21 protein-coding genes and 2 pseudogenes are annotated in these 24,812 nt (G+C 70.1%); 10 read left to right on the plus strand and 13 right to left on the minus strand.

Annotated features, from left to right (window positions below; translation table 11 throughout):
- Positions 1-59 precede the first annotated feature (59 nt).
- The 3 genes from ACIPV2_RS07470 to ACIPV2_RS07480 all read right to left on the minus strand — a co-directional run bounded on the left by ACIPV2_RS07470 (position 60) and on the right by ACIPV2_RS07480 (position 1,877).
- Complete coding sequence (locus ACIPV2_RS07470; RefSeq protein WP_101186901.1) at positions 60-605, minus strand: MerR family transcriptional regulator; 546 nt, start codon at positions 603-605, stop codon at positions 60-62.
- A 100-nt stretch (positions 606-705) separates the two neighbouring features.
- Complete coding sequence (locus tag ACIPV2_RS07475; RefSeq protein WP_400839794.1) at positions 706-1,395, minus strand: MerR family transcriptional regulator; 690 nt, start codon at positions 1,393-1,395, stop codon at positions 706-708.
- Positions 1,395-1,877: an FHA domain-containing protein gene (locus ACIPV2_RS07480; protein ID WP_101186903.1), complete on the minus strand. Its 483-nt coding sequence runs from the start codon at positions 1,875-1,877 to the stop codon at positions 1,395-1,397. Before ACIPV2_RS07480 ends, ACIPV2_RS07475 begins: the two co-directional genes overlap by 1 nt.
- Positions 1,878-2,009: 132 nt before the next feature.
- Between ACIPV2_RS07480 and lpdA the strand changes: the two genes are divergently transcribed.
- Positions 2,010-3,407 carry a dihydrolipoyl dehydrogenase gene (gene lpdA, locus ACIPV2_RS07485; protein ID WP_101186904.1) on the plus strand — a complete coding sequence of 466 codons (1,398 nt, stop codon included), beginning with the start codon at positions 2,010-2,012 and terminating at the stop codon, positions 3,405-3,407.
- Positions 3,408-3,478: 71 nt separating this feature from the next.
- On the opposite strand, the gene ACIPV2_RS07490 is transcribed toward lpdA, so the two are convergent.
- From ACIPV2_RS07490 to ACIPV2_RS07515, 6 genes are all read right to left on the minus strand, one after another.
- Entirely contained in the window at positions 3,479-4,627 is a 1,149-nt protein-coding gene (locus ACIPV2_RS07490) for an FAD-dependent oxidoreductase (RefSeq protein WP_400839796.1), read from the minus strand.
- Positions 4,614-5,366, minus strand: coding sequence for a methyltransferase domain-containing protein (locus tag ACIPV2_RS07495; protein WP_400839798.1), 753 nt, complete (start codon positions 5,364-5,366; stop codon positions 4,614-4,616). Before ACIPV2_RS07495 ends, ACIPV2_RS07490 begins: the two co-directional genes overlap by 14 nt.
- The gene (locus tag ACIPV2_RS07500) at positions 5,326-6,561 is read right to left on the minus strand and encodes a type III polyketide synthase (protein WP_400839800.1); all 1,236 of its coding nucleotides are present in this window, start codon (positions 6,559-6,561) and stop codon (positions 5,326-5,328) included. Before ACIPV2_RS07500 ends, ACIPV2_RS07495 begins: the two co-directional genes overlap by 41 nt.
- Before the next feature lie 63 nt (positions 6,562-6,624).
- Entirely contained in the window at positions 6,625-7,242 is a 618-nt protein-coding gene (locus ACIPV2_RS07505) for a CYTH domain-containing protein (protein WP_400839802.1), read from the minus strand.
- Positions 7,243-7,255: 13 nt separating this feature from the next.
- Entirely contained in the window at positions 7,256-7,471 is a 216-nt protein-coding gene (locus ACIPV2_RS07510; protein ID WP_400839804.1) for a response regulator, read from the minus strand.
- Positions 7,472-7,514: 43 nt separating this feature from the next.
- Positions 7,515-7,985, minus strand: coding sequence for a prepilin peptidase (locus tag ACIPV2_RS07515; RefSeq protein ID WP_400839806.1), 471 nt, complete (start codon positions 7,983-7,985; stop codon positions 7,515-7,517).
- Between the two features lie 164 nt (positions 7,986-8,149).
- Between ACIPV2_RS07515 and ACIPV2_RS07520 the strand changes: the two genes are divergently transcribed.
- From ACIPV2_RS07520 to ACIPV2_RS07530, 3 genes are read left to right on the plus strand one after another with little or no spacing between them, the layout of a single operon-like run.
- Complete coding sequence (locus tag ACIPV2_RS07520; RefSeq protein WP_400839808.1) at positions 8,150-8,878, plus strand: hypothetical protein; 729 nt, start codon at positions 8,150-8,152, stop codon at positions 8,876-8,878.
- On the plus strand, positions 8,875-10,446 hold the full coding sequence (locus tag ACIPV2_RS07525; RefSeq protein ID WP_400839809.1) for a DNA polymerase Y family protein: 1,572 nt from the start codon (positions 8,875-8,877) through the stop codon (positions 10,444-10,446). Before ACIPV2_RS07520 ends, ACIPV2_RS07525 begins: the two co-directional genes overlap by 4 nt.
- Entirely contained in the window at positions 10,446-14,021 is a 3,576-nt protein-coding gene (locus tag ACIPV2_RS07530; protein WP_400839811.1) for an error-prone DNA polymerase, read from the plus strand. Before ACIPV2_RS07525 ends, ACIPV2_RS07530 begins: the two co-directional genes overlap by 1 nt.
- 19 nt (positions 14,022-14,040) lie before the next feature.
- On the opposite strand, the gene ACIPV2_RS07535 is transcribed toward ACIPV2_RS07530, so the two are convergent.
- The gene (locus ACIPV2_RS07535; protein WP_400839813.1) at positions 14,041-14,406 is read right to left on the minus strand and encodes a hypothetical protein; all 366 of its coding nucleotides are present in this window, start codon (positions 14,404-14,406) and stop codon (positions 14,041-14,043) included.
- Between the two features lie 77 nt (positions 14,407-14,483).
- On the opposite strand from ACIPV2_RS07535, the gene ACIPV2_RS07540 reads away from it, so the two are divergent.
- From ACIPV2_RS07540 to ACIPV2_RS07560, 5 genes are all read left to right on the plus strand, one after another.
- Entirely contained in the window at positions 14,484-16,745 is a 2,262-nt protein-coding gene (locus ACIPV2_RS07540; RefSeq protein ID WP_400839815.1) for an MMPL family transporter, read from the plus strand.
- Positions 16,742-17,173: a pyrimidine dimer DNA glycosylase/endonuclease V gene (locus tag ACIPV2_RS07545; RefSeq protein WP_400839817.1), complete on the plus strand. Its 432-nt coding sequence runs from the start codon at positions 16,742-16,744 to the stop codon at positions 17,171-17,173. The genes ACIPV2_RS07540 and ACIPV2_RS07545 overlap by 4 nt, the downstream gene beginning before the upstream one ends.
- Before the next feature lie 55 nt (positions 17,174-17,228).
- Positions 17,229-17,654, plus strand: a complete 426-nt coding sequence (locus ACIPV2_RS07550) for a pyridoxamine 5'-phosphate oxidase family protein (protein ID WP_400839819.1) — start codon at positions 17,229-17,231, stop codon at positions 17,652-17,654.
- A gap of 112 nt (positions 17,655-17,766) precedes the next feature.
- Positions 17,767-18,027 carry a Rho termination factor N-terminal domain-containing protein gene (locus ACIPV2_RS07555; RefSeq protein WP_400839821.1) on the plus strand — a complete coding sequence of 87 codons (261 nt, stop codon included), beginning with the start codon at positions 17,767-17,769 and terminating at the stop codon, positions 18,025-18,027.
- Positions 18,028-18,071: 44 nt separating this feature from the next.
- A complete protein-coding gene (locus ACIPV2_RS07560) occupies positions 18,072-18,767 on the plus strand; it encodes an NADPH-dependent F420 reductase (RefSeq protein WP_400839823.1) in 696 nt (231 codons plus the stop codon).
- A gap of 185 nt (positions 18,768-18,952) precedes the next feature.
- On the opposite strand, the pseudogene ACIPV2_RS07565 reads toward ACIPV2_RS07560, so the two are convergent.
- The 3 genes and pseudogenes from ACIPV2_RS07565 to ACIPV2_RS07575 form a co-directional block, all read right to left on the minus strand.
- Positions 18,953-19,540, minus strand: a pseudogene (locus ACIPV2_RS07565) (DUF998 domain-containing protein); the annotation flags it as partial.
- A gap of 205 nt (positions 19,541-19,745) precedes the next feature.
- Positions 19,746-20,252 (minus strand): metallophosphoesterase family protein, encoded by a 507-nt coding sequence (locus ACIPV2_RS07570; RefSeq protein ID WP_400839825.1) that lies wholly within the window; start codon positions 20,250-20,252, stop codon positions 19,746-19,748.
- An 83-nt stretch (positions 20,253-20,335) separates the two neighbouring features.
- Positions 20,336-23,467: a chondroitinase family polysaccharide lyase gene (locus ACIPV2_RS07575; protein WP_400839827.1), complete on the minus strand. Its 3,132-nt coding sequence runs from the start codon at positions 23,465-23,467 to the stop codon at positions 20,336-20,338.
- Positions 23,468-23,697: 230 nt separating this feature from the next.
- Between ACIPV2_RS07575 and ACIPV2_RS07580 the strand changes: the two are divergent.
- Positions 23,698-24,679: pseudogene (locus ACIPV2_RS07580) on the plus strand (TerC family protein).
- Positions 24,680-24,812 lie beyond the last annotated feature (133 nt).

Genomic DNA, 24,812 nt, shown 5'->3' on the forward strand with positions numbered 1-24,812 from the left:
AGAGAAGCCGCCCCTCGGGGCGGCTTTCTTCGTTGACGCCTGCTCGCGCAGGCTGACGATCAGGCGGTGCGCTTGGAGCGGCGTGCTGCGAGCTCGTCGACGGGGTCCGGCGCCGTGGGGTCGAACTCCACCAGCGTCGACTCCACCTCGCGCAGCACCTTGCCGACGGCGATGCCGAACACGCCCTGCCCGCGGCTGACCAGGTCGATGACCTCGTCGTTCGACGTGCACAGATAGACCGATGCGCCGTCGCTCATCAGCGTGGTTCCGGCGAGATCCCGGATGCCCGCGGCACGGAGCTGCTCGACCGCGGTGCGGATCTGCTGCAGCGAGATGCCGGTGTCGAGCAGTCGCTTGACGAGCTTGAGCACGAGGATGTCGCGGAAGCCGTACAGGCGCTGCGAACCGGATCCGGAGGCGCCGCGCACGGTCGGGACGACCAGCTCGGTGCGCGCCCAGTAGTCGAGCTGACGGTAGGTGATGCCCGCAGCGCGAGCGGCGACCGCACCGCGGTACCCGACCTCGTCGTCCATCGCCGGCAGACCGTCGGTGAACAGGAGTTCGGTCACGAATCGGGGATCGCCTGCAGGCCCATCCGCACTCATAGTCTGTCCCTCCTGAACGGCTTATTCCCCACGGTAGAGCAGGACACCTGCCCCGGCAATGACATCCGACCCGCGGGGAAGGTGTGTCGCAATCCGTTCGTTACGAAAGCACGCGATCCAGCGACTGGGCCACGAGCTGACGCCGCACCTCGTCGATGTGCGTGGCGAGTTCGGGGGCGAGTTCTGCCGCTCTCCCCCGCGAGGCCGCATCGGTGCGGCGCAGCAGTGTCGCGAGCGCGGACTCGATGAGAGCGGCTTCGCGTTCGGCGTTCTGGCGCATGCTGCGCAGGTGGCGCGGCTCGATGCCGTGCCGCGCGAGCGTGACCAGGCCGGAGAGCATCGCGACCGCCTGGTCGCTGTAGTGCTCGGCCGCGACGATCAGCCCGGCACTGATCGCGTCGTTGAGCAGCTGCGGCGTCGCGCCGGTGTGCAGCAGCAGCTCATCGCGTCGACGGCGGCGGGCCGGCGGCGAGATCGAGGGAGGCGCGATGCTGCCCCACCCTTCGCCCTTCGCCTCGGCCTCATCCAGCTGCTCGCGGATGACGCTGAGCGGCAGGTAGTGATCGCGCTGAAGGGTGAGCCCGGCACGCAGACGCTCGACGTCCGAGCCGGAGAACTTCCGGTAGCCGGACTCCGTGCGCGACGGAGTGACGATGCCCTGCACCTCAAGGAAGCGGAGCTTGCTGGAGGTGAGCTGCGGGAACTCGGGGGTGAGCCGAGCCAGGACCTGACCGATGCTCAGAAGACCCGAGGATGCGGAGCGGTCCCTGGCGGCGCCAGCCGCCGCCATCAGTCGGTCGCCGTCGCGAGATCGATCGGCGACGCGAAGAAGTTCATCCGGAACTTGCCGATGCGCAGCTCGTAGCCGTTGGCCAGCTCACTGCGGTCGACCCGCTCCCCGTTGACATAGGTGCCGTTCAGCGAACGCTGATCGACGATCTCGAACGCCGTTCCCGAACGGGTGATCTCGGCGTGACGACGCGAGACGGTGACATCGTCGAAGAAGATGTCCGCCTCGGGGTGGCGACCCACGGTGGTGACGTCGGAGTCGAGCAGGTAGCGCGCACCCGCCAGCGCACCGGCGCGCACGAGCAGCAGCGCGGATCCGGACGGCAGCGCCGAGATCGCGGCCGCCTCGGGCTCGGTGAGGTCGGCTCCGAAGGGCACGAAGGAGAGATCGGAGTCATGTCCGAACGTCTGTGTCACGTCGTGGCGCTTCTCGCCGCCGCTGCGGTGTATCGCGCCTCCGGCGCCGATGCTGTCGTCTGTCACGGTTCTCCCTCCTCCGGCACTCCAGACTAGCTGATGCGCGGGTCCGGGAGGAGGCCCGATACAGCCCCGTCCATCACTTTCTGTCGGGTCCCGCGCCCGCTCGCACCATCAGCCAGGGATTAGGCTGTGGGCATGCCACACTACGATGTCGTCATCCTCGGCGCGGGCCCTGGCGGATACGTCGCCGCCGTCCGCAGCGCCCAGCTCGGCCTGTCCACCGCGATCATCGAGGAGAAGTACTGGGGCGGTGTGTGTCTGAACGTCGGATGCATCCCCTCGAAGTCGCTCCTCAAGAACGCGGAGGTCGCGCACACCTTCACGCACAAGGCCGAGTTCTTCGGCATCTCGGGGGATGTGAGCTTCGACTTCGGCGCGGCGTTCGACCGCAGCCGCAAGGTGGCGGAGACCCACGTCAAGGGCATCCACTACCTGACGAAGAAGAACAAGGTGACCGAGCACGAGGGCCGCGGCACGTTCACCGGCCCGAAGGCCATCTCGGTGGCGAAGAGCGACGGCTCCACCGAGGAGATCACCTTCGACAACGCGATCATCGCGACCGGCTCGACCGTGCGTCTGCTTCCCGGCGTGCAGCTCAGCGACAACGTCGTCACCTACGAAGAGCAGATCCTCTCGCGCGAGCTGCCTGAGTCGATCGTCATCGTCGGCGCCGGTGCCATCGGCATGGAGTTCGGCTACGTGATGACGAACTACGGCGTCAAGGTCACGATCATCGAGTTCCTGGACCGCGCGCTTCCCAACGAGGACCCCGAGGTCTCCAAGGAGATCCAGCGCCAGTACAAGAAGCTCGGCGTCGACATCCTCACCTCCACCGCGGTGAAGACGGTCACCGACAACGGCTCCTCCGTGCACGTCACCTATGAGACCCGCGACGGCAAGCCCGGCGAGATCACCGCCGACAAGGTGCTCATGTCGGTCGGCTTCGCCCCGCGGGTGGAGGGCTTCGGCCTGGACAAGACCGGTGTGAAGCTCACCGAGCGCGGCGCGATCGACATCGACGACCACATGCGCACCAATGTCGAGGGCATCTACGCGATCGGCGACGTCACCGCGAAGCTGCAGCTCGCACACGTGGCCGAGGCGCAGGCCGTCGTCGCCGCCGAAACCATCGGCAAGGCCGAGACCATGACGCTGGGCGACTACCGGATGATGCCGCGCGCCACGTTCTGCCAGCCGCAGGTGGCCAGCTTCGGCCTCACCGAGGAGCAGGCGAAGGCCGAAGGCCGCGAGATCAAGGTCGCGAAGTTCCCGTTCAGCGCGAACGGCAAGGCCAACGGCCTGGGCGAGCCGGTCGGCTTCGTCAAGCTGATCGCCGACGCCGAGCACCTCGAGCTCATCGGCGGGCACCTGATCGGACCCGACGTGTCGGAGCTGCTGCCCGAGCTGACGCTCGCGCAGAAGTGGGACCTCACCGCTCTCGAGGCCGCGCGCAACGTGCACACCCACCCGACGCTGTCGGAGGCGCTGCAGGAGGCCTTCCACGGTCTCGCCGGTCACATGATCAACATGTGACATCCCGTCTCGAGAAGGAGGCCCGGTCCGCACGGATCGGGCCTCCTTTCGTCTGCGGGCATGACCGCGGCTCAGACCCCGCGCATGGTGATCAGGGCAGCGGCTCCGAAGCGCAGCGGCGGCGCACCCAGCATCCGGATCATGCCCTCCTGCACGGCCTGACCGGCCGGCCGTCTCGAGCTGCCCATCCACATGTAGAACCGGGCGCGCCGGTGCACATCCGCGACGGCGCGGGCGCTGCGGCGCTCAAAGCCGGACAGCGCGGGCCGTCCGGTCGCGACGGATCGTCGCAGGGGGTCGGCGAGGCGCAGCGCGTCGACCCAGCCGAGGTTCATCCCCTGGCCGCCGATCGGACTGACCTCATGCGCGGCGTCGCCGAGCAGCACGATCCGCCCATCGATCACCCGCTGCGCTCGGTGCTGGGCGGCGACGAACGACTCCGGCTCCCTGTCGCCGGGCAGCTCCAGCGCGGCGCCGGTGCGCCGGCGCACCTCCGCCGTGAAGCGCTCACCCGGGAGCTCGTCGACACCGGCGGGATGGCGTACCACCCAGCGCCGTCGGCCCTGCGGCAGGGGGAAGGACTCCACGAGCCCCTCCGGCCCGCAGAACAGGCGCGCGACAGGTTCTTCGTCGGGGTCAGGCAGGTCGATCATCGAATAGCGTCCGAGACCGGGTTGGGTGAGCCAGGGGATGTCGAGCTGCGCGCGAAGATCGCTGCGCACCCCGTCGGCGGCGATGAGGAACGATGCGGATGATTCGCTCTCGGCTCCCGCGCGATCCGCATCGACCCGGCGGGTGCGCAGCACGACCTGCGCGGCGTCCTGCCGCAGGCCGACCGCTTCGCGTCCCCCGCGCACCGAGACTCCGAGCGTGCGCAGGCGGCTGCGCAGCAGCGCGTCGGTGCGCGGCTGCGGCAGGGTCAGCACCGGTCGTGCGACGCCGAAGGGGACGGATGCCAGCCTTCGCCCGCGCGCGTGCACCTCCCCCCGTACGAGCCGCACAGCCTCCTCGCGCACCTCGCTGCCCACGCCCGCGGCGTCCAGAGCTGCTAGGCCGGGAGGATGGATGCCGATCGCGCGGGTGCGCTGATCAGCATCCGCACCGTCGATGCCGTGCCGGCGTTCGCAGACCATCACGTCCAGTCCCCGCGCCGCGAGCAGGCAGCTCAGCAGCAGGCCGACGGGACCGGCGCCGACGACGATGACGTCATGATCGGGCATCCGGAGCCTCCCGCACGAGCAGAAGGCGTGCCGGCATCCGCCGCTGCACCCGCCACCCCTCGGGAGCGACGGCGGCGAGCTCGGCGGCGGTGTACGAGCGCCGGATGCTGATCAGCCCGTCCTCCCGGATGAAGGAACCGGCCAGCACATTGCGCGCCAGCGGCAGAGTCGCGGCATCGAAGAGCCGGTACGCCGTGCGACTGCGCGCGATGTCGCTGTGCACCGCGATGCCGCCCGGCGCGGTGAGGCGGGCCGAGTCGTCGAGTAGATCGGCGAGCCGGGCGGCGCTCAGGTGATGCAGCAGGTGATTCGACAGCACGACGTCGAAGAGCTCCCCCGCCGCTGCCAGCTCGCCGCTCGACGCGCAGCGCCAGTCGACCAGGCGATGCTTATCGGCCTCAGCCGCCCAGCGCACGGCTCGCGGATCGATGTCGGCGCCGACCACATCGGCGGTGAGCCCGTCCCGCTGCAGGCTGCGTGCGATCGTCCTGGAGATGTCTCCGCCGCCGCAGCCGATGTCGAGCACACGGATCCGGCCGCGGCGCGCGCGCGGGAGGATCTCTTGGCGGTACACCCCTCGCCAGCCCGACACCACGGCGTTCACCAGCGGGAAGCGCGCATAAGTGCGCTCGAGCATCGCGAGGTCGGCGTCATCGGCATCCATCAGCTCCTGCAGAGCGACGGCGCGCCGGCGCAGATCAGCGGCCATCGGCCGCTTCAGCACCGGCGACTTCAGCACCGGCGGCTCCGGCATCCGCTGCGCCGGCTCCGGCATCCGCTGCGTCGGCTGCGGCCACAGTCAGCAGCGCGCTCTCGGCCGTGAGGCCGGGACCGAACGCCATCGCCGCGACCCGCTCCCCTGGCTGCGCGCCCTCCTGCTCGAGGATGCGCTTCAGCACGAACAGCACGGTCGCGCTCGACATGTTCCCGCAGGTGCGCAGCACCTCCCGCGCCGGCCGCAGCTGCTCGTCGGTCAGCTGCATCCGCTCCTGCACCCGATCGAGGATGCTCCGGCCGCCCGGGTGGACCGCCCAGTGCCGCACCGTCTCGCCGATGGGCTGCTGCGGGAGCGTGTCCGCGATCTCCGCATCCGCAGCCCACAGCGGGCCCAGCGCGCTTTCGATGTTCGCGCCGATCCGCTGCGGCACCGCCGTCGAGAGCACCATCTCGAATCCCGTGTCGCCGATGGTCCATGCCATGTCCTGCTCGCCTTCGGGGATGATCCCGGTGTGGAACCCGTCGAGGGTGAACGCGTCGACCTCCGACGGCAGCGAGCGAGCCGTGACCAGTGCGGCGGCGGCGCCGTCGGCGAACAGCGACGAGGCGATGATCGTGTCGGGATCGTCGGAGGAGCGCAGATGCAGGGTGCACAGCTCCACGCTGGCGACGAGCACCACCGCCTGCGGGTCGGCCTGGCAGAACTGAGTGGCGGCGCGCAGCGCCGGCATGGCCGCATAGCAGCCCATGAATCCCAGGTGGTACCGGTGCACGGCGTCGGAGAGCCCCAGCCCGCGCACGATCGCGTAGTCGGGTCCAGGAGCATGGAAGCCGGTGCACGAGACGGTGATCACATGCGTGATGTCGGATGCCGAGATGTCAGGATCCGCGTCGAGGGAGCGCTGCGCGACGCCGACGAAGAGACGGTCGGCCTCTCTGGTGTAGACCTCGTTGCGCATCTGGGTGCCGGGGGCGAGCAGGGTGCCGGACTTCCGGTCGTAGAAACGCGGAGAGGGGGGCTCGGATGTGAGGTCCAATTCGTCGAGTACGGTGTGCCTGGTCTCGACGCCCGCCCCGTCGAAGGACGCCGACACCAGTCGCGTGGCGAGTCGGGACATGCCCGGCTGGGAGGCGAACACGTCGCGGACCGCGGTCTGCTCCAGCAGGGTGTCGGGGACGAGCGTCTGGATCGAACGGAGATGCACAGCGGGCTTCATGGTCAGACTCAACCATCGCGTCGGCGCAGAGTGAAAGGGGTTGCGTCGCCGGTCGTGTTCGGGTCAGAGTCCGAGCGCCCTGGCGAGCTTCGAGCCCGACGACGGCTCGCGACCGCCGGCCGCGAACACGGCCGTCTCGACGGCCGCGAAGAAGGCGCCCCGCTGAGCGGGGTCAGCGGGAGCGGCGGGTCCGAGCTCCATCTCCCACTCGCGCCATTCCCGGCGCGTGCCGGTGCGCAGGTCCGTCGCACGCACGTGGTCGTCGACGAACTCGGCGATGACGCCGTCGGCGCCGAGAAGGTGGAAGGCGGTGCGGGAGTTCTCGATGCGCGCGAGGGGGTGCAGTTCGGCATCCGTCCACTGCGCGACCGTCTCGGCAACCGCGGCGGGCAGCCGATCTGTCTCACCGAGCGGCCAGCCGAGTTCGAGCCGGCCGTCGCCCTGGCGGGGTCCCTTGATGTGCCAGCCGGCATCGGGCCCGCCGGTGCGCCGGCGCAGGGCGACGCCGTGGCGGGCGAGCGCGGCGTCCGTCGTGTCGAAGTACCGCGCGTCGAGCTCTCTCGGCTCGCCGTCGGTCACCGCGACGACGCCGGGGATCCCCGACCAGTCGGGGAGGCCGGTATCGGCATCCGCGTCGTACTTGCGCTCGATCTCGAACGTGCGCTGCGGTTCCGCGCTCACGGGCGTCGCGCGGTCAGTCGTCGCCGGGGCTGATGTCGTCGCCCGCCTCGACGAACCAGAAGGCGGTCTCGGTCGGTCCGTCGTGTTCGCCGGTGCCGGTCGCCTCGCCTTCGCGCCGATAGGTGAGCTGGGTCTCGCTGTAGGGCAGGATCAGGGAATCCTGATCCGCGTCGTCGAGCGGGATGATCTGCCCGTCGAGCGGGCCGCCGTGAAGTCGTGCGATTGCCATGTGCTCACCCTATCCCCACCCGCCGACAGCACGTCCGATGCGCTCAGGAGAGACCGATCGCCAGGGCTGCGCCGACGATCATCCACGGCCCGAACGCGATCTGCGTGTGCCGGGTGGCGCGCCGCAGGGCCATCAGGACCAGGGCGTGCAGAGCGCCGAGCAGGAATGCCGCCGCGGCTCCGAGCAGGAGGATCTGCCAGCCGTGCCAGGCGAGCACCAGCCCGATCACGGTCGCGAGCTTCACATCTCCGCCGCCCATGCCGCGTCGCGAGGCGAGGCGCAGCACCGCGAAGAACGCGCCGAGGGCGATGCCGCCGAGCAGGGCGCGCACCAGCCGCTCCGTCTCTCCGGTCGCCAGCGCCTCGACCGCCACGAGCACGAGCAGGGCGCCCAGCGTGGGCAGCACGATGCGGTTCGGCAGCCGGTGCGTGCGCGCATCGATCGCGATGAGCCACGCGCCGATCGCGGCGAGCGCGAGGTGCACGATCAGCACGGCGACGGAGTGGGATGTCACGATCGCAGGCTAGGCGATGGGCGGCGAGCGCGGTCGGCGCCTGTGGAGAACCTCGCACGTCGAGGATCTGGAGGTCGGTAGAGACGATGCCGGCGATGTCGGATGTCCGAATTAGTCTCACAGGACGACTTGAAGTGTTCGAAGATCTATTCGAGGATGGATGCATGGGGATCAGAACGACCGCGGCACTCTCCCCCGCCGATGAACGGGCAGGGGACATTCTGCGCCTGCGCCGCGAGATCGGCCGCATGCAGCGCCGTCGCAGCGACGAGGCGCATCTGCCGATGCCTGCCGCGCTGCGGGATCTGCTGCCGCAGGGCGGCCTGCAGACCGGAACGGTGTACTCGGTCTCGCCCTCGCCGAGCCTGATCTTCGCACTGATGAGCGCGCTCTCGCAGCGCGGCGGCTGGTGCGCCGCCGTCGGCATGCCCACGCTCGGTCTCGAGGCGGCGACCGCCTTCGGCATCGACCTGTCGCGGCTGATCCTCGTGCCCGAGCCGGGCGAGCGCTGGCTCGCCGTGGTCTCAGCGCTGGCCGAGGTGGTGCCGCTGATCGCGATGAATCCCGGCTCCCGCGTGCCGGATGCCGAGGCCGCACGTCTCGCGGCACGGCTGCGCGACCGCGGCTGCACGCTGCTCACCACCTCCCCCTGGCCGCAGGGCGAAGGGCTGATCACCCTGCACGACCCGCACTGGGAGGGGCTCGGCGAGGGGTGGGGCCTGCTGTCGGATCGCACGGTGACCGTCACCGCGCAGACCCGCTCCACACCGGTGCCGAAGAGCCTGCGGGTGCGACTGCCCGATGACCTCGGCCGCATCGACACCGCCGCCGAGCCCGCACTCGATCCGCGTGAGTCGCTGCCGACGCACCCGAGCTGGGCGGTGGCGTCATGAGCGCAGAGACCCCCTCCCCGAGCGAGACGATGCGCGTGCACGTGCTGTGGTTCCCCGACTGGCCGCTGCGGGCAGCGCTCGGCGCCGCTCCCCCGCATCCGCCCACCGCTCTCGTGCGCGCCGGCATCGTCTCGGCGTGCACCGACTCCGCCCGCGTGCACGGTGTGCGGGTGGGGCAACGCAAGCGGCAGGCGCAGAGCAGCCTGCCGTCGCTGCGGATCCTGCCGCACGACGAGACGGCAGACGAGCGCGCCTTCCTGCCCGTGCTGCGGCTGATCGAAGCGCACGCGCCCGGCGCGCATCTGCTGCGTCCGGGGCTCGCCGCCCTGCGCTCACGGGGCATCTCGCGCTACCACGGCGGGGAGGAGGGCGCGGCGGCCGCGCTGGTGCGGATGCTCTCGGATGCCGGATTCGGCGAAGCGCGCATCGGTGTGGGCGACGGCATGTTCACCGCCGAGCTCGCCGCTCGCGCGGCTCCGCCCGGTGGCGACGGGGCCGATCCCTGGGCGGTGATCCCGCCGGGGGCGTCCCGCGAGTTCCTCGCCCCGCTCCCCCTCCAGGTGCTCGGCGAGCCGGATCTCGCCGACCTGCTGCGACGGCTGGGGGTGTCGACCCTCGGCGAGTTCGCCGCCCTCGACGCGCTGTCGGTGCGCTCGCGGTTCGGCGAGCACGGGGCGCGGCTGCACGACCTGGCATCCGGGTCCGACTCCCGTCCGCTCACCCCGCGCCCGCCCGACCCGCAGCTGGCGAGGGAGGTGCAGTTCGAGACCCCGCTCGGGCAGTCCGATCAGATCGCGTTCGCCGTGCGGCAGACCGCGGATGCCGTGCTGCTCGCGCTCGCCGACGCCTCGGCGGTGTGCACCGAGGTGCGCATCGATCTCACCGACGATGACGGAGCCGTGTTCTCGCGCACCTGGCTGCATCCGACCTGCTTCGACGCGGGCGACCTGGTCGACCGGGTGCGCTGGCAGCTCGAGACGATCGTCGACGACGCGCCCGACGATGCCGCGCACGCCTTCCGCGGCATCATCGGCGTGCGACTCGCCCCGGTCGCCGTCGACGACGCCGCCCACCATCAGCCCGGCCTGTTCGGCTCGGGCACCGACGAGCGTCTGCACCATGCCGTCTCGCGCGTGCAGACGCTGCTCGGCCATCGCGGAGTGAGCACGGCGGCGCTGTCGGGCGGACGCATGCTGGCCGACCGGCAGGTGCTCACCCCGTGGGGCGAGCGGCCGCTCGTGCAGCGCGACCCCTCGCAGCCGTGGCCAGGCAGCCTGCCCGATCCGCTGCCGACCGAGGTGTACACGCCCATGCGCCCGGTGCGGGTCAGCGGTGCTGACGGCGCCGAGGTGCGCATCGACGAGCGCGGGGCGCTGTCGGCGCCGCCCGCGCTCATCGAGGACAGCGCAGTGGTCGGCTGGGCGGGGCCGTGGCCGGTGCACGAGCACCGGTGGGATGCCCAGCGCGCCCGCTCCGGGCATCGATTCCAGCTGCTCGATGCCGGACACCGCGCCTGGCTGGTGTTCCACTCGTCGGGCGGCTGGTGGGCCGAGGGACGGTACCGCTGATGGGCTTTCACAACCCGCCGCAGACCTGGCATGAACTCGAACGCACCCTCGACCTGGAAGGACCCGCTCCGGTGCAGGGCGAGCCGGTGCGTCCGCGCGCCGATCCTGGTCCGGTGAGCCGGCGTCGCCGGACGACGACCCACCTCGAGGTGCAGCGGCCGGCCGATGCCGTGCCCTACGCCGAGCTGCACGCGCACTCGTGGTACTCGTTCCTCGACGGCGCCTCCTCCCTCGAGGACCTGCTGGCCGAGGCCGAGCGGCTGGGACTCAGCGCCCTCGCGATCACCGATCATGACGGCTTCTACGGGGCCTCCCGCTTCGCCGAGGTGGCCGAGGCGATGGATGCCGGCGTGCAGACGGTCTACGGCGCCGAGCTCTCGCTCGGCATCGTGGATGACCCCGTTCGGCCGCTGGCCTCTGGGTCCCTGAGCCTGTCGCCTGTGCTGAGCGAGCGTCAGCGAGTCGAAGTGAAGGGCCGGGCTGGCACCCCCGACCCCGATGGCGATCATCTGCTCGTGCTGGCCCGAGGCGCCGAGGGCTATCACCGGCTCTCCGGAGCCATCTCTGCCGCCCAGCTGCGCGGCGGCGAGAAGGGCCGCCCCGTGTACGACCTCGACGAGCTCGCCGCGCGGGCAGACGGGCACTGGACGGTGCTGACCGGATGCCGCAAGGGAGCCGTCCGCCGCGGGCTGGAGGCCGGGGATGCAGAGGCCCCGCTGCAGCGGCTCGTCGACCTGTTCGGGCACGACCGGGTGGCGGTGGAGCTCTTCGATCACGGCGACCCGCTCGACACCCGCCGCAACGACGCCCTCGCCGAGCTCGCCGCGCGCATGCGGCTGCCGGTGGTCGCGACGAGCAACGCGCACTACGCCTCACCCGAGACCGCGCGTCTGGCCGAGGCGGTCTCCGCGGTGCGGGCGGTGCGCAGCATGGACGACCTCGACGGCTGGCTGCCCGCGCACGGCGGGGCGCATCTGCGCAGCGGCGCCGAGATGGCCGCCCGGTTCCGCCGCTATCCGGGGGCGATCGAGCACGGGCTGCGGCTGGCCTCCGAATGCGCCTTTCCGCTGCGATCCGCGCGTCCTGCGCTGCCGAAGCAGGAGGTGCCCGATGGGCACACGCCCATGACCTGGCTGCGCCGACTGGTCTGGGAGGCGGTGCCCGCGCGCTATCCCCGGCTCGACCAGGCCGGGCAGGCGCGGATCGCGCGGGAGCTCGATGTCATCGAAGAGAAGGACTTCCCCGGCTACTTCCTCATCGTGCACGGCATCGTGCAGGAGGCCAGGCGCCGGGGCATCCTGTGCCAGGGGCGGGGATCGGCCGCGGCGAGCGCCGTCTGCTACCTGCTGGGCATCACCGCGGTCGATCCGATCCTGTACGGGCTGCCCTTTGAGCGCTTCCTCGCCACCACCCGCACCGAAGAGCCCGACATCGACGTCGATTTCGACTCCGACCGCCGCGAGGAGATCATTCAGTGGGTGTACGAGACCTACGGCCGCGAGCGCGCCGCCCAGGTCGCGAACGTGATCCAGTACCGGCCGAAGAACGCCGTGCGCGATATGGCGCGGGCGCTGGGGTACTCCCCCGGTCAGCAGGATGCCTGGTCGAAGCAGGTCGACGGGTGGAGTTCGGGGCTGCAGCCGGTGGAGGGCCACGACATCCCCGATGACGTGCTGGGCTATGCCGATGACCTGCTGCGAGCGCCGCGGCATCTCGGCATCCACTCCGGCGGGATGGTGCTCACCGACCGTCCGGTCGGCGAGGTGGTGCCGGTCGAGCACGCCCGGATGGAGAAGCGCACGGTGATCCAGTGGGACAAGGACGACGCGGCCTCGATGGGGCTGGTGAAGTTCGATCTGCTGGGGCTCGGGATGCTCGCCGCGCTGCAGCACTGCTTCGATCTGATCCGGGCATCCACCGGCGAGCACTGGACGCTGGAGACGATCCCCAAAGAGGAGGCGGGCGTCTACGACATGCTCTGCCGTGCCGACTCGATCGGGGTGTTCCAGGTCGAGTCGCGTGCGCAGATGGGGCTGCTGCCCCGGCTGCAGCCGCGCTGCTTCTACGACCTCGCCATCCAGATCGCTCTCATCCGGCCCGGTCCCATCCAGGGCGGCGCGGTGCACCCCTTCGTGCGCCGCAAGCTCGAGAAGGACAGGGTGGATGCCGAGAACCGCGAGCGACTGCGCCGCGGCGAGCAGCCGGTGCCCTTCGACATCCCCTATCCGCACCATGATCTGGAGCCGATCCTCAAGCGCACGCTGGGGGTGCCGATCTTCCAGGAGCAGCTGATCCAGATGGCCACCGCGATCGGCGACTGCACCGCCGACGAGGCGGATCTGCTGCGCCGGGCGATGGGCTCCAAGCGCGGGCTGGAGAAGATCGAGAAGGTGAGAGCGAAGCTGTACGCCGGGATGAGACGGCGGGGACTGAGCGCGGAGGTCTCCGATCGCATCTACGCGCAGATCCAGGCGTTCTCGAACTTCGGCTTCGCCGAGTCGCATTCCCTCTCGTTCGCGCTGCTCGTCTACGCCAGCTCGTGGATCAAGCTGCACTATCCGGCGGCGTTCCTGGCCGGGCTGCTGCGGGCGCAGCCGATGGGGTTCTACTCTGCGGCCTCCCTCACGGCGGATGCCCGCCATCACGGCGTGCAGGTGCGTCGTCCCGACCTGCACGCGTCCGGCGTGATGGATGGGCTGGAGCCGGTCGGCACGACCGATGCCGGCTCGCCTCCGGATGCCGGTGCGCGACCGGATGCCGGTGCGGGGCCGACAGGACGGGAGTCCTGTACGGCATTCGACCAGCCGACTCCTCTGCGGTTCGACTTCTCCGCCCCGGACGAGTCGGCCGCGCACCGCCGCGACGGCCGGTTCGCCGTGCGGCTCGGACTGTCGGGAGTGCGCGGGATCGGCGTGAAGCTGGCTGAGCGGATCGTGGCGGCACGTGACGAGCACGGGCCGTTCCGCGATCTGCACGACCTCGTGCGTCGCACCGACGCCACGACGGCGCAGATCGAGGCGCTGGCCACGGCCGGGGCCTTCGAGTGCCTGGGGCTGAGCAGACGCGAGGGCATCTGGCTCGCGGGTGCCGCCGCCGAAGACCGCGCGCGCTTCCTGCCCGGCACGGCTCTCTCAGTCCAGCCGCCGCTGTTCTCCGATCAGTCCGGGTACGAGCGCCTGGCAGCCGACCTGTGGGCGACGGGCGTCTCGATCGACGATCACCCGATGTCGCACCTGCGAGCAGCTCTCGACGAGCGGGGCGTGCTGACCTCCGCCCGGCTGCGCACGCACGAGACCGGGCGGCGCATCGAGGTCGCCGGAGTGGTCACGCACCGGCAGCGCCCGGCGACGGCCAGCGGCGTCACCTTCCTGAATCTCGAGGACGAGCACGGCCTGGTGAACATCATCTGCACGACGGGCGTCTGGGCGCGCTATCGTCGGGTGGCCCGTGACTCCCCCGCGCTCATCGTGCGGGGCCTGCTCGAGCGCTCCCCGGAGGGCGTCACCAACGTGCTCGCCGACGCGTTCGAGGATCTGCGCACCGGCCTCGCGCACCGCTCGCGGGACTTCCGCTGAGCGTGCGCTCGCGCGAGGGTCACCAGAACCGCTCGGGCACCTCGGCCGGCGCCCTGCCGGCACCACCCCAGCGATCGGACTCCGCCTTGGCCGCGGCAGCCGCGGCATCCGCCTCGCTGAGGGCCTCCTCGGCAGCCGACACCGCATCCGAGAACCCGACGACGAGGGTCGTGCGCTGATCCCGACCGGACTCCGTCACGCGGCAGTCGCGCACCACCGCGCGCCAGACGTCGAGCCGCTCCCGGGTCACGTCTCGCACCTCGTACTGGATGCCCCGGTCGAGGTCGCGCACGGCGATGACCGTCCCGTCGACGGCCTGAGCGATCTCGACGCGATTGCCTCTCGGCACCGGAGCGGATGCCGCGATGACGAGTGTTCTCTGCATGCCCTCATGCTAGGCCTGTCAAGTCCTCCGGGGACCTTTCTGCTGGCCGCTACCGTTGTTCTGACGAGAGGACCCTCATGAAGACGCGAGCGCAGCTCCGCACCGAGCGGCAGCAGCAGCAGAAGAAGAAGCCGAGGACCCTCTGGCGGGTGCTGATCTCGGCCGCACTCATCCTGCTCTGGCTCACCGGAGCGGGGCTCGGCGGACCGCTGTTCGGCAAGATCGACGAGGTCTCCTCGAACGACAGCACGACCTACCTGCCCGACTCGGCCGACGCGACCGAGGTGCAGGCTGCTCTCGGCGACTTCCTCGGCTCCGATTCGATCCCGGCGGTGGTCGTCTTCGCCTCCGACGACGAGATCGATGATGCGCTGAAGGACGAGCTGACGTCCGCGCTCGAGGATGCGACGACCGCCGAGGGCGTGAAGGACGGCTCCTCCCCCGTGATCGTCTCCGACGACGGCCTCGCCGCACAGGCGTTCGTGCCGATCGACACCGACGCCGACATCGGCGACGTGTCGACCGCACTCTCGTCCGACCTGCGAGAGACCGTGCCCGACGGCGTGGACGTGTACATCACCGGCCCCGCCGGGTTCACGGCCGACCTCGTCGCCGGCTTCGCCGGGATCGACGGCATCCTGCTGCTCGTCGCCCTCGCGGCCGTGCTCGTCATCCTCGTGATCGTGTACCGCTCGCTGCTGCTGCCCGTCGTCGTGCTCAGCACCAGCCTGTTCGCGCTGTGCGTGGCGCTGCTGGTGGTGTGGTGGGCGGCCAAGTTCGACATCCTGCTGCTGAGCGGGCAGACGCAGGGCATCCTGTTCATCCTCGTCATCGGCGCCGCGACCGACTACTCACTGCTGATGGTCGCGCGCTTCCGCGAGGAGCTGCACGCCACACAGAACCGGTGGACGGCGGTCGCCGCAGCCTGGCGCGGCTCGTTCGAGCCGATCCTCGCCTCGGGCGGCACCGTCATCGCGGGCCTGCTGTGTCTGCTGCTGAGCGACCTGAAGTCGAACAGCACGCTGGGGCCGGTCGCCGCGATCGGCATCGTCTTCGCGATGCTCTCCGCGCTCACGCTGCTTCCCGCCCTGCTCGGCCTGTTCGGCCGCGCGGCGTTCTGGCCCAAGCGCCCGAAGTACGAGCCCGAGCGGATCGCCGACGCCAACCCGCTGGAGGGTCGCGGTCTCTGGCCGGGCCTCGCGCGCGGCATCCGGAAGCGTCCTCGCCTGATCTGGATCTCGACCGCCATCGTGCTCGCGATCGCCGCGGTCGGGGTCGTGCAGCTGGATGCCAAGGGCGTGCCGCAGTCCGATCTCGTGCTCGGCGCCTCCGAGGCTCGTGACGGACAGGCGGTGCTCGGCGAGCACTTCCCCGGCGGATCGGGCAGCCCCGCATACGTGCTCGTCGACGAGGACCGGCTGCAGGATGCCGCCGACGTGCTGCTTGGCGACGACAGCGTCGATGGCGTCAGCGTGACCGCCGAGGACTCGCCGTCGGGCAGCGCCCCGGTCACCGAAGACGGCATCACCGCGTTCGGCCCTCCCGGCACCCCCGCACCGGAGCCCACGGTCATCGACGGGCGCGTGCTGCTGCAGGGCACGCTCACCGACGCCGCCGACTCGGCGGACGCCGAGGCGACGGTCGAGCGGCTGCGCGCCGATCTCGATGCGACGGGCGCGAAGGTGGGAGGCGTGACGGCCACCGCGGTCGACACGAACACGGCGTCGATCCACGACCGCAACCTGATCATCCCGGTGATCCTGGGCGTGATCCTGGTGATCCTCATGCTGCTGCTGCGGGCGGTTCTCGCCTCCGTGCTGCTGATCCTCACCACCGTGCTGTCGTTCGGCTCGGCGATGGGTGTGGCCGCGCTGCTGTTCAACGGCGTCTTCCAGTTCCCTGGTGCCGACCCGGCGGTGCCGCTGTTCGGCTTCGTGTTCCTCGTCGCGCTGGGCATCGACTACAACATCTTCCTGATGACCCGCGTGCGGGAGGAGTCGAAGCGGCACGGCACGCGTGAGGGCATCCTGCGCGGACTGGCGGTGACCGGCGGTGTGATCACGTCCGCCGGACTGGTGCTGGCGGCGACGTTCGCGGCGCTGTCGGTGATCCCCATCCTGTTCCTCGTGCAGCTGGCGTTCATCGTCGCGTTCGGCGTGCTGCTCGACACGTTCATCGTGCGCTCGCTGCTCGTGCCGGCGCTCGGCTACGACATCGGACGCGCGATCTGGTGGCCCTCGAAGCTCAGCCGTCGTGACGCCGAGCCGGCTGTCGAGCGGGACGTCCAGTCGGCTGCCGAGCCCGCTGCCGCGAAAGCGGAGGAGCCTGGTCTCGGGTGAGGATCTGGTCGCTGCATCCCGCGCACCTGGACCGGGTAGCTCTCGTCGCCTGCTGGCGCGAGACGCTGCTCGCCCAGGCGGTGCTCGCGGGGCGCACGAAGGGGTACACCAGGCATCCGCAGCTCGAACGGTTCCGCGCACAGACCGACCCGCTGGCATCCGTCGGCTTCTACCTGGCGTCGGTCGCGGATGAGGCGGATGCCCGGGGCTACCGCTTCGATCGAACGAGGATCCTCTCACCCGGTGCGCCGGTAGCCCCCATCCCGGTCACCGACCGCCAGGTGGCGTTGGAGTGGCAGCATCTGGGTGCCAAGCTCGACCAGCGCAGTCCCGCAGATGCCGTGCGCTGGCGCGCGTCGGCGCCCACCACGCACCCGCTGTTCACCGTCGTGCCGGGCCCGGTGGAATCGTGGGAGCGGGCGGTCTGAGGCGGCGATCGAAGAACCTCTCGCCGTGCGGCGGCGACGAGCGTACCGTCGATGCATGACCATCGAGGTGTCGGACCGCGCGGCCGTCGCGCATTTCATCCGCGTGTGCGGATCGGGCGTCGTGGCGAGCATAGGAGTGGACGGCGCGCCCCAGGCGGCATACGTGGGCCTCACCGCCACCGACGCGGGCGTGCTCGTCTTCGACGCCGCTCGAGACTCGCGCAAGGTCGGCAACATCCGCGAGCGTCCGAACGTCGCCGTGGCCGTCACCGGAGCAGACACGTCGGTGCAGCTCGAGGGCAGGGCACGCATCACGCATGACGAGGAGCGCTGGCGGCTGGGCGAGGTGTACAGCGAGCGCTTCCCCGGCTCCAGGGCGCTGGATGCCGGATTCGAGGTCATCGCGGTCGATGTGCACTGGGTGCGGATGTACGACGCGGGCGAGCATCCGCCGCACGTCGTCGAGGCGGCGTGGCGGTGAGCGGATAGGACGGGGCGGCGTGCGTGTCAAGGCCGTTCGACGGGGCGGCGGCCGTGCGTATGGTCGTCCCCGAGTCGCTGACTGCGACGTCCGACGATCCGAGGAGGCGGCCATGCCGAACCAGCCAGAGCTCAAGGACGAAGAGCTGTACGAGAAGCTGCGCGATGACGGCGCATCGAAGGAGAAGGCGGCGCGCATCTCGAACGCGGCCGCCCGCGACGGACGCTCGGCGGTCGGCCGCCGAGGAGGGAAATCCGGCGACTACGACGACTGGACGGTCGAGGAGCTGAAGAAGCGCGCGAAGGAGCTCGGCATCGAGGGGTACTCCGACAAGCGCAAGGCCGAGCTGATCACGATGTTGCGCGACCACTGAGCACGCCGCGCCGGCGCCTGACCGGGCAGCCGTACGATGACGGGGTGACTGTCACCTCGCCGATCCGGACACTCGGCATCATCGGCGCCGGCCGGCTGGGGCGTGTGCTGGCCGCACTCGCGGTCGATGCCGGCTACCGGGTCGTCGTCGCGCGATCAGGCAGCCCTGCCCCGATCGCACGGGCGATGGCCGCGATCGGCGCCGAGGCGCTGACCGTCTCCGGCCTGGTGGCGGTGTCGGATGCCGTCGTGCTGGCGCTGCCGCTCGGGCGGTACCGCACGCTGCCGGCCGAGGAGATGCACGGGATGCTGGTCATCGACGCCATGAACTACTGGTGGGGCGCCGACGGAGACCGTGCCGACCTCGACGACCCGCGCACCTCGACGAGCGAGCTGGTTCAGCGGCACCTCACCGGCGCGCGAGTCGTGAAGGGGCTCGGGCACATGGGGTACCACGACATGGAGGACGAGGCCCGCCCTGCCGGGGCATCCGGACGCAAGGCCATCGCGATCGCCGGGGATTCGGCCGACGATCTTGATGTCGTGTCGAGGCTTGTGAATGATCTCGGCTTCGATCCTGTGATCGCCGGTTCGCTGGCATCCGGCATCATGCTCGAGCCGGGAGCCGACGCATTCGGCGCCGACGTCGGTGCCGATGAGCTGCGGGAGATCCTCGACGGGTTCGCGACGTCCAGGCGCGGCATCGTCGTCGCGCGGGCGAGACGGTCTGCGTCTTCCTGACCGATCGTCGCGTCGGGCTCGATGGTCGTGCTCCGGGCATCCGTCTCGATTCGACGTCTGCGGGGCCACCATGCCGAGGCGGCTGACGGCGCTTGCGATGCATGGCGGTGAGCGACCTGCTCGAGAAGGTGCACCCACCACAGGATGATCGCGAAGGCGATCGCCTCGAAGATGGTGAGCGAGATGACCTCGGCCTTCAATGCGGCGAGCGCGACGATCATCGTCACGGCGCTGACGATCGTCGCGCGGCGCAGCGCCCCCTCGAGCTGCCACAGCAGAACGCGGTGCGAGAGCAGCAGGAAGGCGAAAGACAGCACGGCGCCGTTGGTGGCTCGCTCGTGGGCGATCGGATCCACCGAGAGGGGGTAGGCGCCGATCGCGAGGAGGCTGATGCCGAGGCCGGCGATCGCCGGGGGCATCACGCGCATCGCGATGCGCGAGCGCCGGGCGAACGGCATCACGCTGGTGAGGCGGACCCTCAGCATCCACGAGGAGCCGGCGATGATCGCGCCGCTCGCGATGAGTCCTCCGTTGAAGGCGAAGCTGGAGAAGTCGCCCATCATGCCGAGGCGGCTGAAGTAGAGATGCCACCAGTCGGCGTCGGTCGTGGTCGCCGCCGAGACGAGGATGCATCCGCAGAGCAGCAGTGCGGCGCACAGCACCCACGTGAGCCGGGGCACGGCAGCACCCCGGGCGATGGGCGGATCCTCCGCATCAATCTCCGCGGCGCGCACGCCGATCACCGGTACCGTCAGCAGAGCTTGTCCACTCATCCGTCCGCCTATCACCCGCGCAGGAGAGACGCGGGTGTGAGACTCCCCCGGAAGCGCGAAACGAGTGCGGAGCGACTCGAGAAAGCTCCGCTTCTTGGAGCCTATTCGGGAAGGCGGGGTTCAAGCGACCAATCTCGCGGAATGACGCACGTTGGTGCGGTTCGCCGCGCTCTGGGTCAAGCCGATCTCGGTCGGGCGTCGCGAGTCACGCGTCGCGGTTCACCGGGATGAGCGTGACATCCAGCTCTCCGGAGTCGAGTCGCACGCTCATCATGGTGCACACCGGCTGCCGACGCCGGTCGGTGGGCGACCCGGGATTGAGCAGCCGCATGCCGCGCCGGGTGACGGTGTCCCACGGGATGTGGGAGTGGCCGAAGATCAGCACATCGGTGTCGGGGAACGCCTGATCCATGCGCTCCTCGCGCTTAGATGCAGGTCCAGTCTCGTGGATGACCGCGAAGCTGCGGTCGTCGAGGGTGAAGCGAGCGATCTCGGGGAGTCTGGCGCGCAGTTCCGGGCCGTCGTTGTTGCCGTAGACGCCGTGGAATTCTCGGGATCGCGACTGGATGAGGTCGAGCGTCGCGACATCGACCCAGTCCCCCGCGTGCACGACGATGTCTGCGGCGTCGATCGCGTCGAGAACTGCCGTCGGGAGTCGTCTCGCGCGCGCCGGGATGTGCGTGTCGGCGAGCAGGAGCAGGGAGGCGGTCATGGTGTGGCCAGTATCCCACCGACGCCAGGGCGAGCGTGTCGCCGCGGTTCACCGCATCCCCGACGACGCACCCGCGCCGAATCTCACGCGATGGCGGTCATGGTGAGATCGCGCGAGGCGCCGTCGCGGCAGGTCACGGTGACCCTCGTCGTGTCGCCGGCGGGCGTCACCGTCACGTCGTCTGCGTCGCACGACCACCGCCCGTGCAGGGTGATGCTCACCCGAGACGGGGCGCTGGCGCTGCGCCGCCATGGCCGGGAGTAGCTCGTGTTGGCCCCGACGTAGGTGCCGTCGGGGGCGAACTGGTCGGGGTCGTCTCCCTCGTACAGGTGCAGGTCGGGGTCGGTCACCGACAAGGCGAGCATCTGCTGCTCGCTCCGCCACATCAGCAAGCACGCCGCGTCGACGGCGGTGATGGTCTCGTCGATGCCTGTCGCATTCGCGAAGACGACGGCGCCGGTGACGCTGGTGTCTCGATGGTGCACCACGTGCGCCGTGGCGTCCTTGCGCACGACCGCGTAGGGCGCATTATCCGAACCCATTCGCTTTGTGAAGTCGGCGGTGCGCTGCTCCCCCGCGCCCACGAGCAGGGCGTACTCGTATCCGGCGCCCGTGGGCGCCGTGCCGTGGTCGATCAGCGCGGTGGTGTAGGGAACGGATGCCGTCGTGGTGTCCTTCTCGTCGGGAGCGCTCTGCACCGCGCTGATGCGGCGCAGCCGCTGCCCGGCGGGCAGGTGGAATCCGTTGCCGAGGGGGTCGACGATGCCGGTGGGCTCGGCCAGCTGTGCCGCGCCGTCGGTGCCGTCGGCCGCCGGCACGGCGACCTGGAACAGAGTCGTCTCGGTGGTGTGGCGCGTGTCGTCGTTAGCGATGTCGCTGCCCAGACACACGATGACGTCGTCGAAGCTGAATCGCGACACCTTCGCCGTGTGGGTGGGGTCGAACTTCGGATGCTCGATCAGGTGCATTCCGAAGATGCCGTGCTCGCCCTGGAACGCGCCCGCCCCGCCGAACGCCGAGCGCGTCAAGGGCATGATCTCGATCGTGTCGCTCAGGTCGCCCTTGAGCATCTCCCAGGGCAGGTGCTTGGTCGTCGCGCCGGGGATGCGGTTCCAATCCCAGCCGGGGTGGACGTAGCCGTTCGCGGGGTGCGTGATCTGCCCGGTGCCGTCAGCCTGCGCGAGCACCTCGACCGACGCGTACGCGAGGTAGCGGCCGTAGAGATTGTCGGTCGCGTAGATCTCGCTCGACCACAGGTAGCGGTTGTGTCCCCGCAACGCGACCAGCCATTCATCGCGGCGATGGAGTCCGCAGGCGGCATAGCCCAAGGCCCAGTGTCCGTTCGGCGCGGGCTCGGCCTCGATTCCCGCCTCACGTAGATCGGCGGCGAGGCTGCGCTGCGCGGCGGAGGGGTTCGGCGGCAGCAGCCGCAGGAACGCCGCTCCGACCATCGGGTCGAATGCGCCGCCATCTCCCGGCATCGGCGTCGCCGCGAGCGCAGCGAACGGATTCAGCGAGAGCCCCTGCTCACCGTCGGGGTGACGACCGGTCAGCGCGATCGGCCACTGGGTGGTGTTCGCGTGCAGCCGCTGGGTGAGCAGGGCCCGACGAAGCGACGCGCGGGCGGGCGCGCCGAGGCGGAAGGCGGTGCCGTGCAGCAGCGCGACGACCGGAGCCATCCCGACCAGCGCATCGCGGCCGTAGTCCGGGTAGGGGCCCATGTGGTGGAAGATCGTGCCGTCGGGCTTGAGCCCGCCCTCGATGCCGGGCGAGGTGCTCAGCGAGCGCTCCGTGAAGCGGGTGAGGGCGGCCAGCAGCCGGCACTGCTCGTCGTCGGTCTCGGCGCCGACGGCGCAGATCGCCATCGGCTTCAGCAGTGTGTTCTGCACGTCGATGATGCCGCCGTACTCGGCCGGGTCGCTGAAGTCGTGCGTGAGCCGGCCCAGCCCGACGAACCAGGCGAGGTTGTCCATGGCGCGTCGCCACAACCCGGCTTCGGTGAGCAGCGGCTGCGCGACGAGGAACGAGTCGGCTGCCTCGCGGTACTGGTAGCCGATGTGGTGGATCGTGCCCTGCGCGCTGCCCTTCGCGAAGCCCTGGTCTTCGAGGTGGGCGTACATGCGCAGGTAGAGCTCGTCGAACTCTGCGGACGTCGCGGCCCCGGCGCTGCGCGCTTTCGCCGAGGCTGCGGCGATCGCGCGCATCCGGGTACCGTACGCGCGCAGCGCCACCGCGGATGCGAGGGTCATCACGTCGGCGCGGATGTCAGCCGGAAGGATCGCCGACTGGTAGCCATTGATATACGAGCCGGGGCCGACAGGGGCACCAGATGCCCGTTCCGGCACGCCGAGCTCGGCGACCTGCTCCTTCGCCTTCGCCAGCCCGGCGGGCGTCACGTCGGCGGCGACCGTCGCCGACTTCAGCAGAGCCGCGCGGATGCCGGCGAGATCACCGGCGCCGTCGGCTGCCGGGAGGGTTGCGGCGGCGAGGTCGTCGTCGAAGCGCATCAGATCGAGCCAGTGGCGATTGTCGGCCTCGGCGATCTCCGGCTGCACGAAGGGGGCCTGGCGGTCGGGAGTCGGGTGATCGGGGCGCATCTCGGTGTTCAGCACCACCTGGTCGATGAACAGAGTGCCCGAACGCCGCGGCGCGATGAAGCGCACCCGGTTCATCGCGTGATGCGCAGTGCCCTCGGTGTCATAGCCCAGGCGCACCCAGCAGGTTCGCCAGCCGGTGAAGTCGAGCCCGAACTCGAAGGCCGTGTCGGTGGTCGCACCACGGCCGAACTCGACGCGCAGGCGCTCGGTGGTGGGCTCCGCGTTGTACACCCACATCGAGAACGTGTCGACCGTGCCCATCAGTGCCTGGTCCATGCCCGCGGTGTAGCGGCTGGCCTGATACCGCAGCGGCTCTTTGATGGTGAGCACGCCGCCGGGCGCGTGCTCCCACTTCAGACTGTGCGCGCCGACCTTGCCGCGCTCGCCGCTGATCGAGATCGCGCTGGCCTTGCCGGTCGAGAACTGGCGCGGCACATGGGTCTCGAGCAGGAAGACCGACGGCGACAGGGCGAGTGCGCGCGCCTCGACATCCGCCGGGTCGAGCGCGCTCGCGATGCGCGCGCCGGATGCCAGGGCCGGCTGCGCACTTCCCGCGATCAGCGCCGCGCTGCCGAATGCTGCGCCCGCCACCAAGAACCCGCGTCGTGAGATCTGCATTGACACTCCTCTGATCGAACTTCGATGTCGTCTCGGAGGTGACGATCCCAGCGTGCGAGGAGGGCATTCAAGATGCATTGCGACACCGGTTACACTTCTCACCACAAGGGGAGTACTCCCGCGCGGTGGCTCGTCACCACGGATGCACTCGCATCCCGGTCCACCGGTTCCCGACTCGGGGATGGAGAAGACCTTGGCGTCGATTCGTTCGCCTCAGGTCAGGAGACCCCTTGGAAGTCACGCCCCTCGTCTGGATCATCACGGTCGCGGTGACCGTCGCGTTCTTCGTCTACGAGTTCTTCACGCACGTCCGCAGACCCCATGAGCCGACTGTCGCGGAGTCGGCACGCTGGTCGGCGTTCTACATCGGTCTCGCGCTGCTCTTCGGCGTCGGGGTCGGAGTGGTCTCGGGCTGGACGTTCGGCGGTGAGTACTTCGCGGGCTACCTGACCGAGAAGGCGCTGTCGATCGACAACCTGTTCGTGTTCCTGATCGTGATGTCGGGCTTCGCCGTGCCGAAGATCTACCAGCAGAAGGCTGATGATCGGCATCGTGATCGCGCTCATCCTGCGCGGCGTCTTCATCGCGGTCGGTGCGGCGCTGATCGAGAACTTCACGTGGGTCTTCTACCTCTTCGGAGCGCTGCTGCTGGTGCTGGCCTGGCACCAGGCCTTCTCGCACGGCGACTCGAAGGTCGTCGACGGCAGGTTCATGCGCTTCGTTCGCAGGCATCTGCCGGTGACGGACGAGTACCACGAAGACAAGCTCACCGTGCGCAAGGAGGGCCGCCGCTGGGTCACGCCGATGTTGCTGACCATCGTCGCCATCGGCTTCGTCGACCTCATCTTCGCCGTCGACTCCATCCCCGCGATCTACGGGCTGACCGAGGAGGCGTACCTCGTCTTCACCGCCAACGTCTTCGCGCTGATGGGGCTACGGCAGCTCTTCTTCCTGATCGGCGGCCTGCTCGAGCGCCTCGTGTACCTCGCCCAGGGCCTGGCCGTGATCCTCGCCTTCATCGGTGTGAAGCTGCTCATTCACGCGCTGCACAAGAACGAGCTGCCGTTCATCAACGGCGGCGAGCCGATCACGGTGATCCCGGAGATCCCGATCTGGCTGTCGCTGCTGTTCATCGCGGGGACGGTCGCCGTGGTGACGGTTGCGAGCCTGCGGAAGACGCGTGTCAGCGAGGAGGCGGTGGGGCGGGGCTGAGCGCGGGGACGGCGCACCGATCGCGGAAGCGGTGGAGATCCGCCGTCGGCAAGCGCACCATTGCCTCATGAGCGCGTTCACTCCGGAGCGGGTCTTCAGCGGCTTCAGCGTCGATGATCTCGACGCCGCGGTC

The sequence above is a fragment of the Microbacterium sp. NPDC089987 genome (assembly GCF_044748505.1).
Lineage (GTDB): Bacteria > Actinomycetota > Actinomycetes > Actinomycetales > Microbacteriaceae > Microbacterium.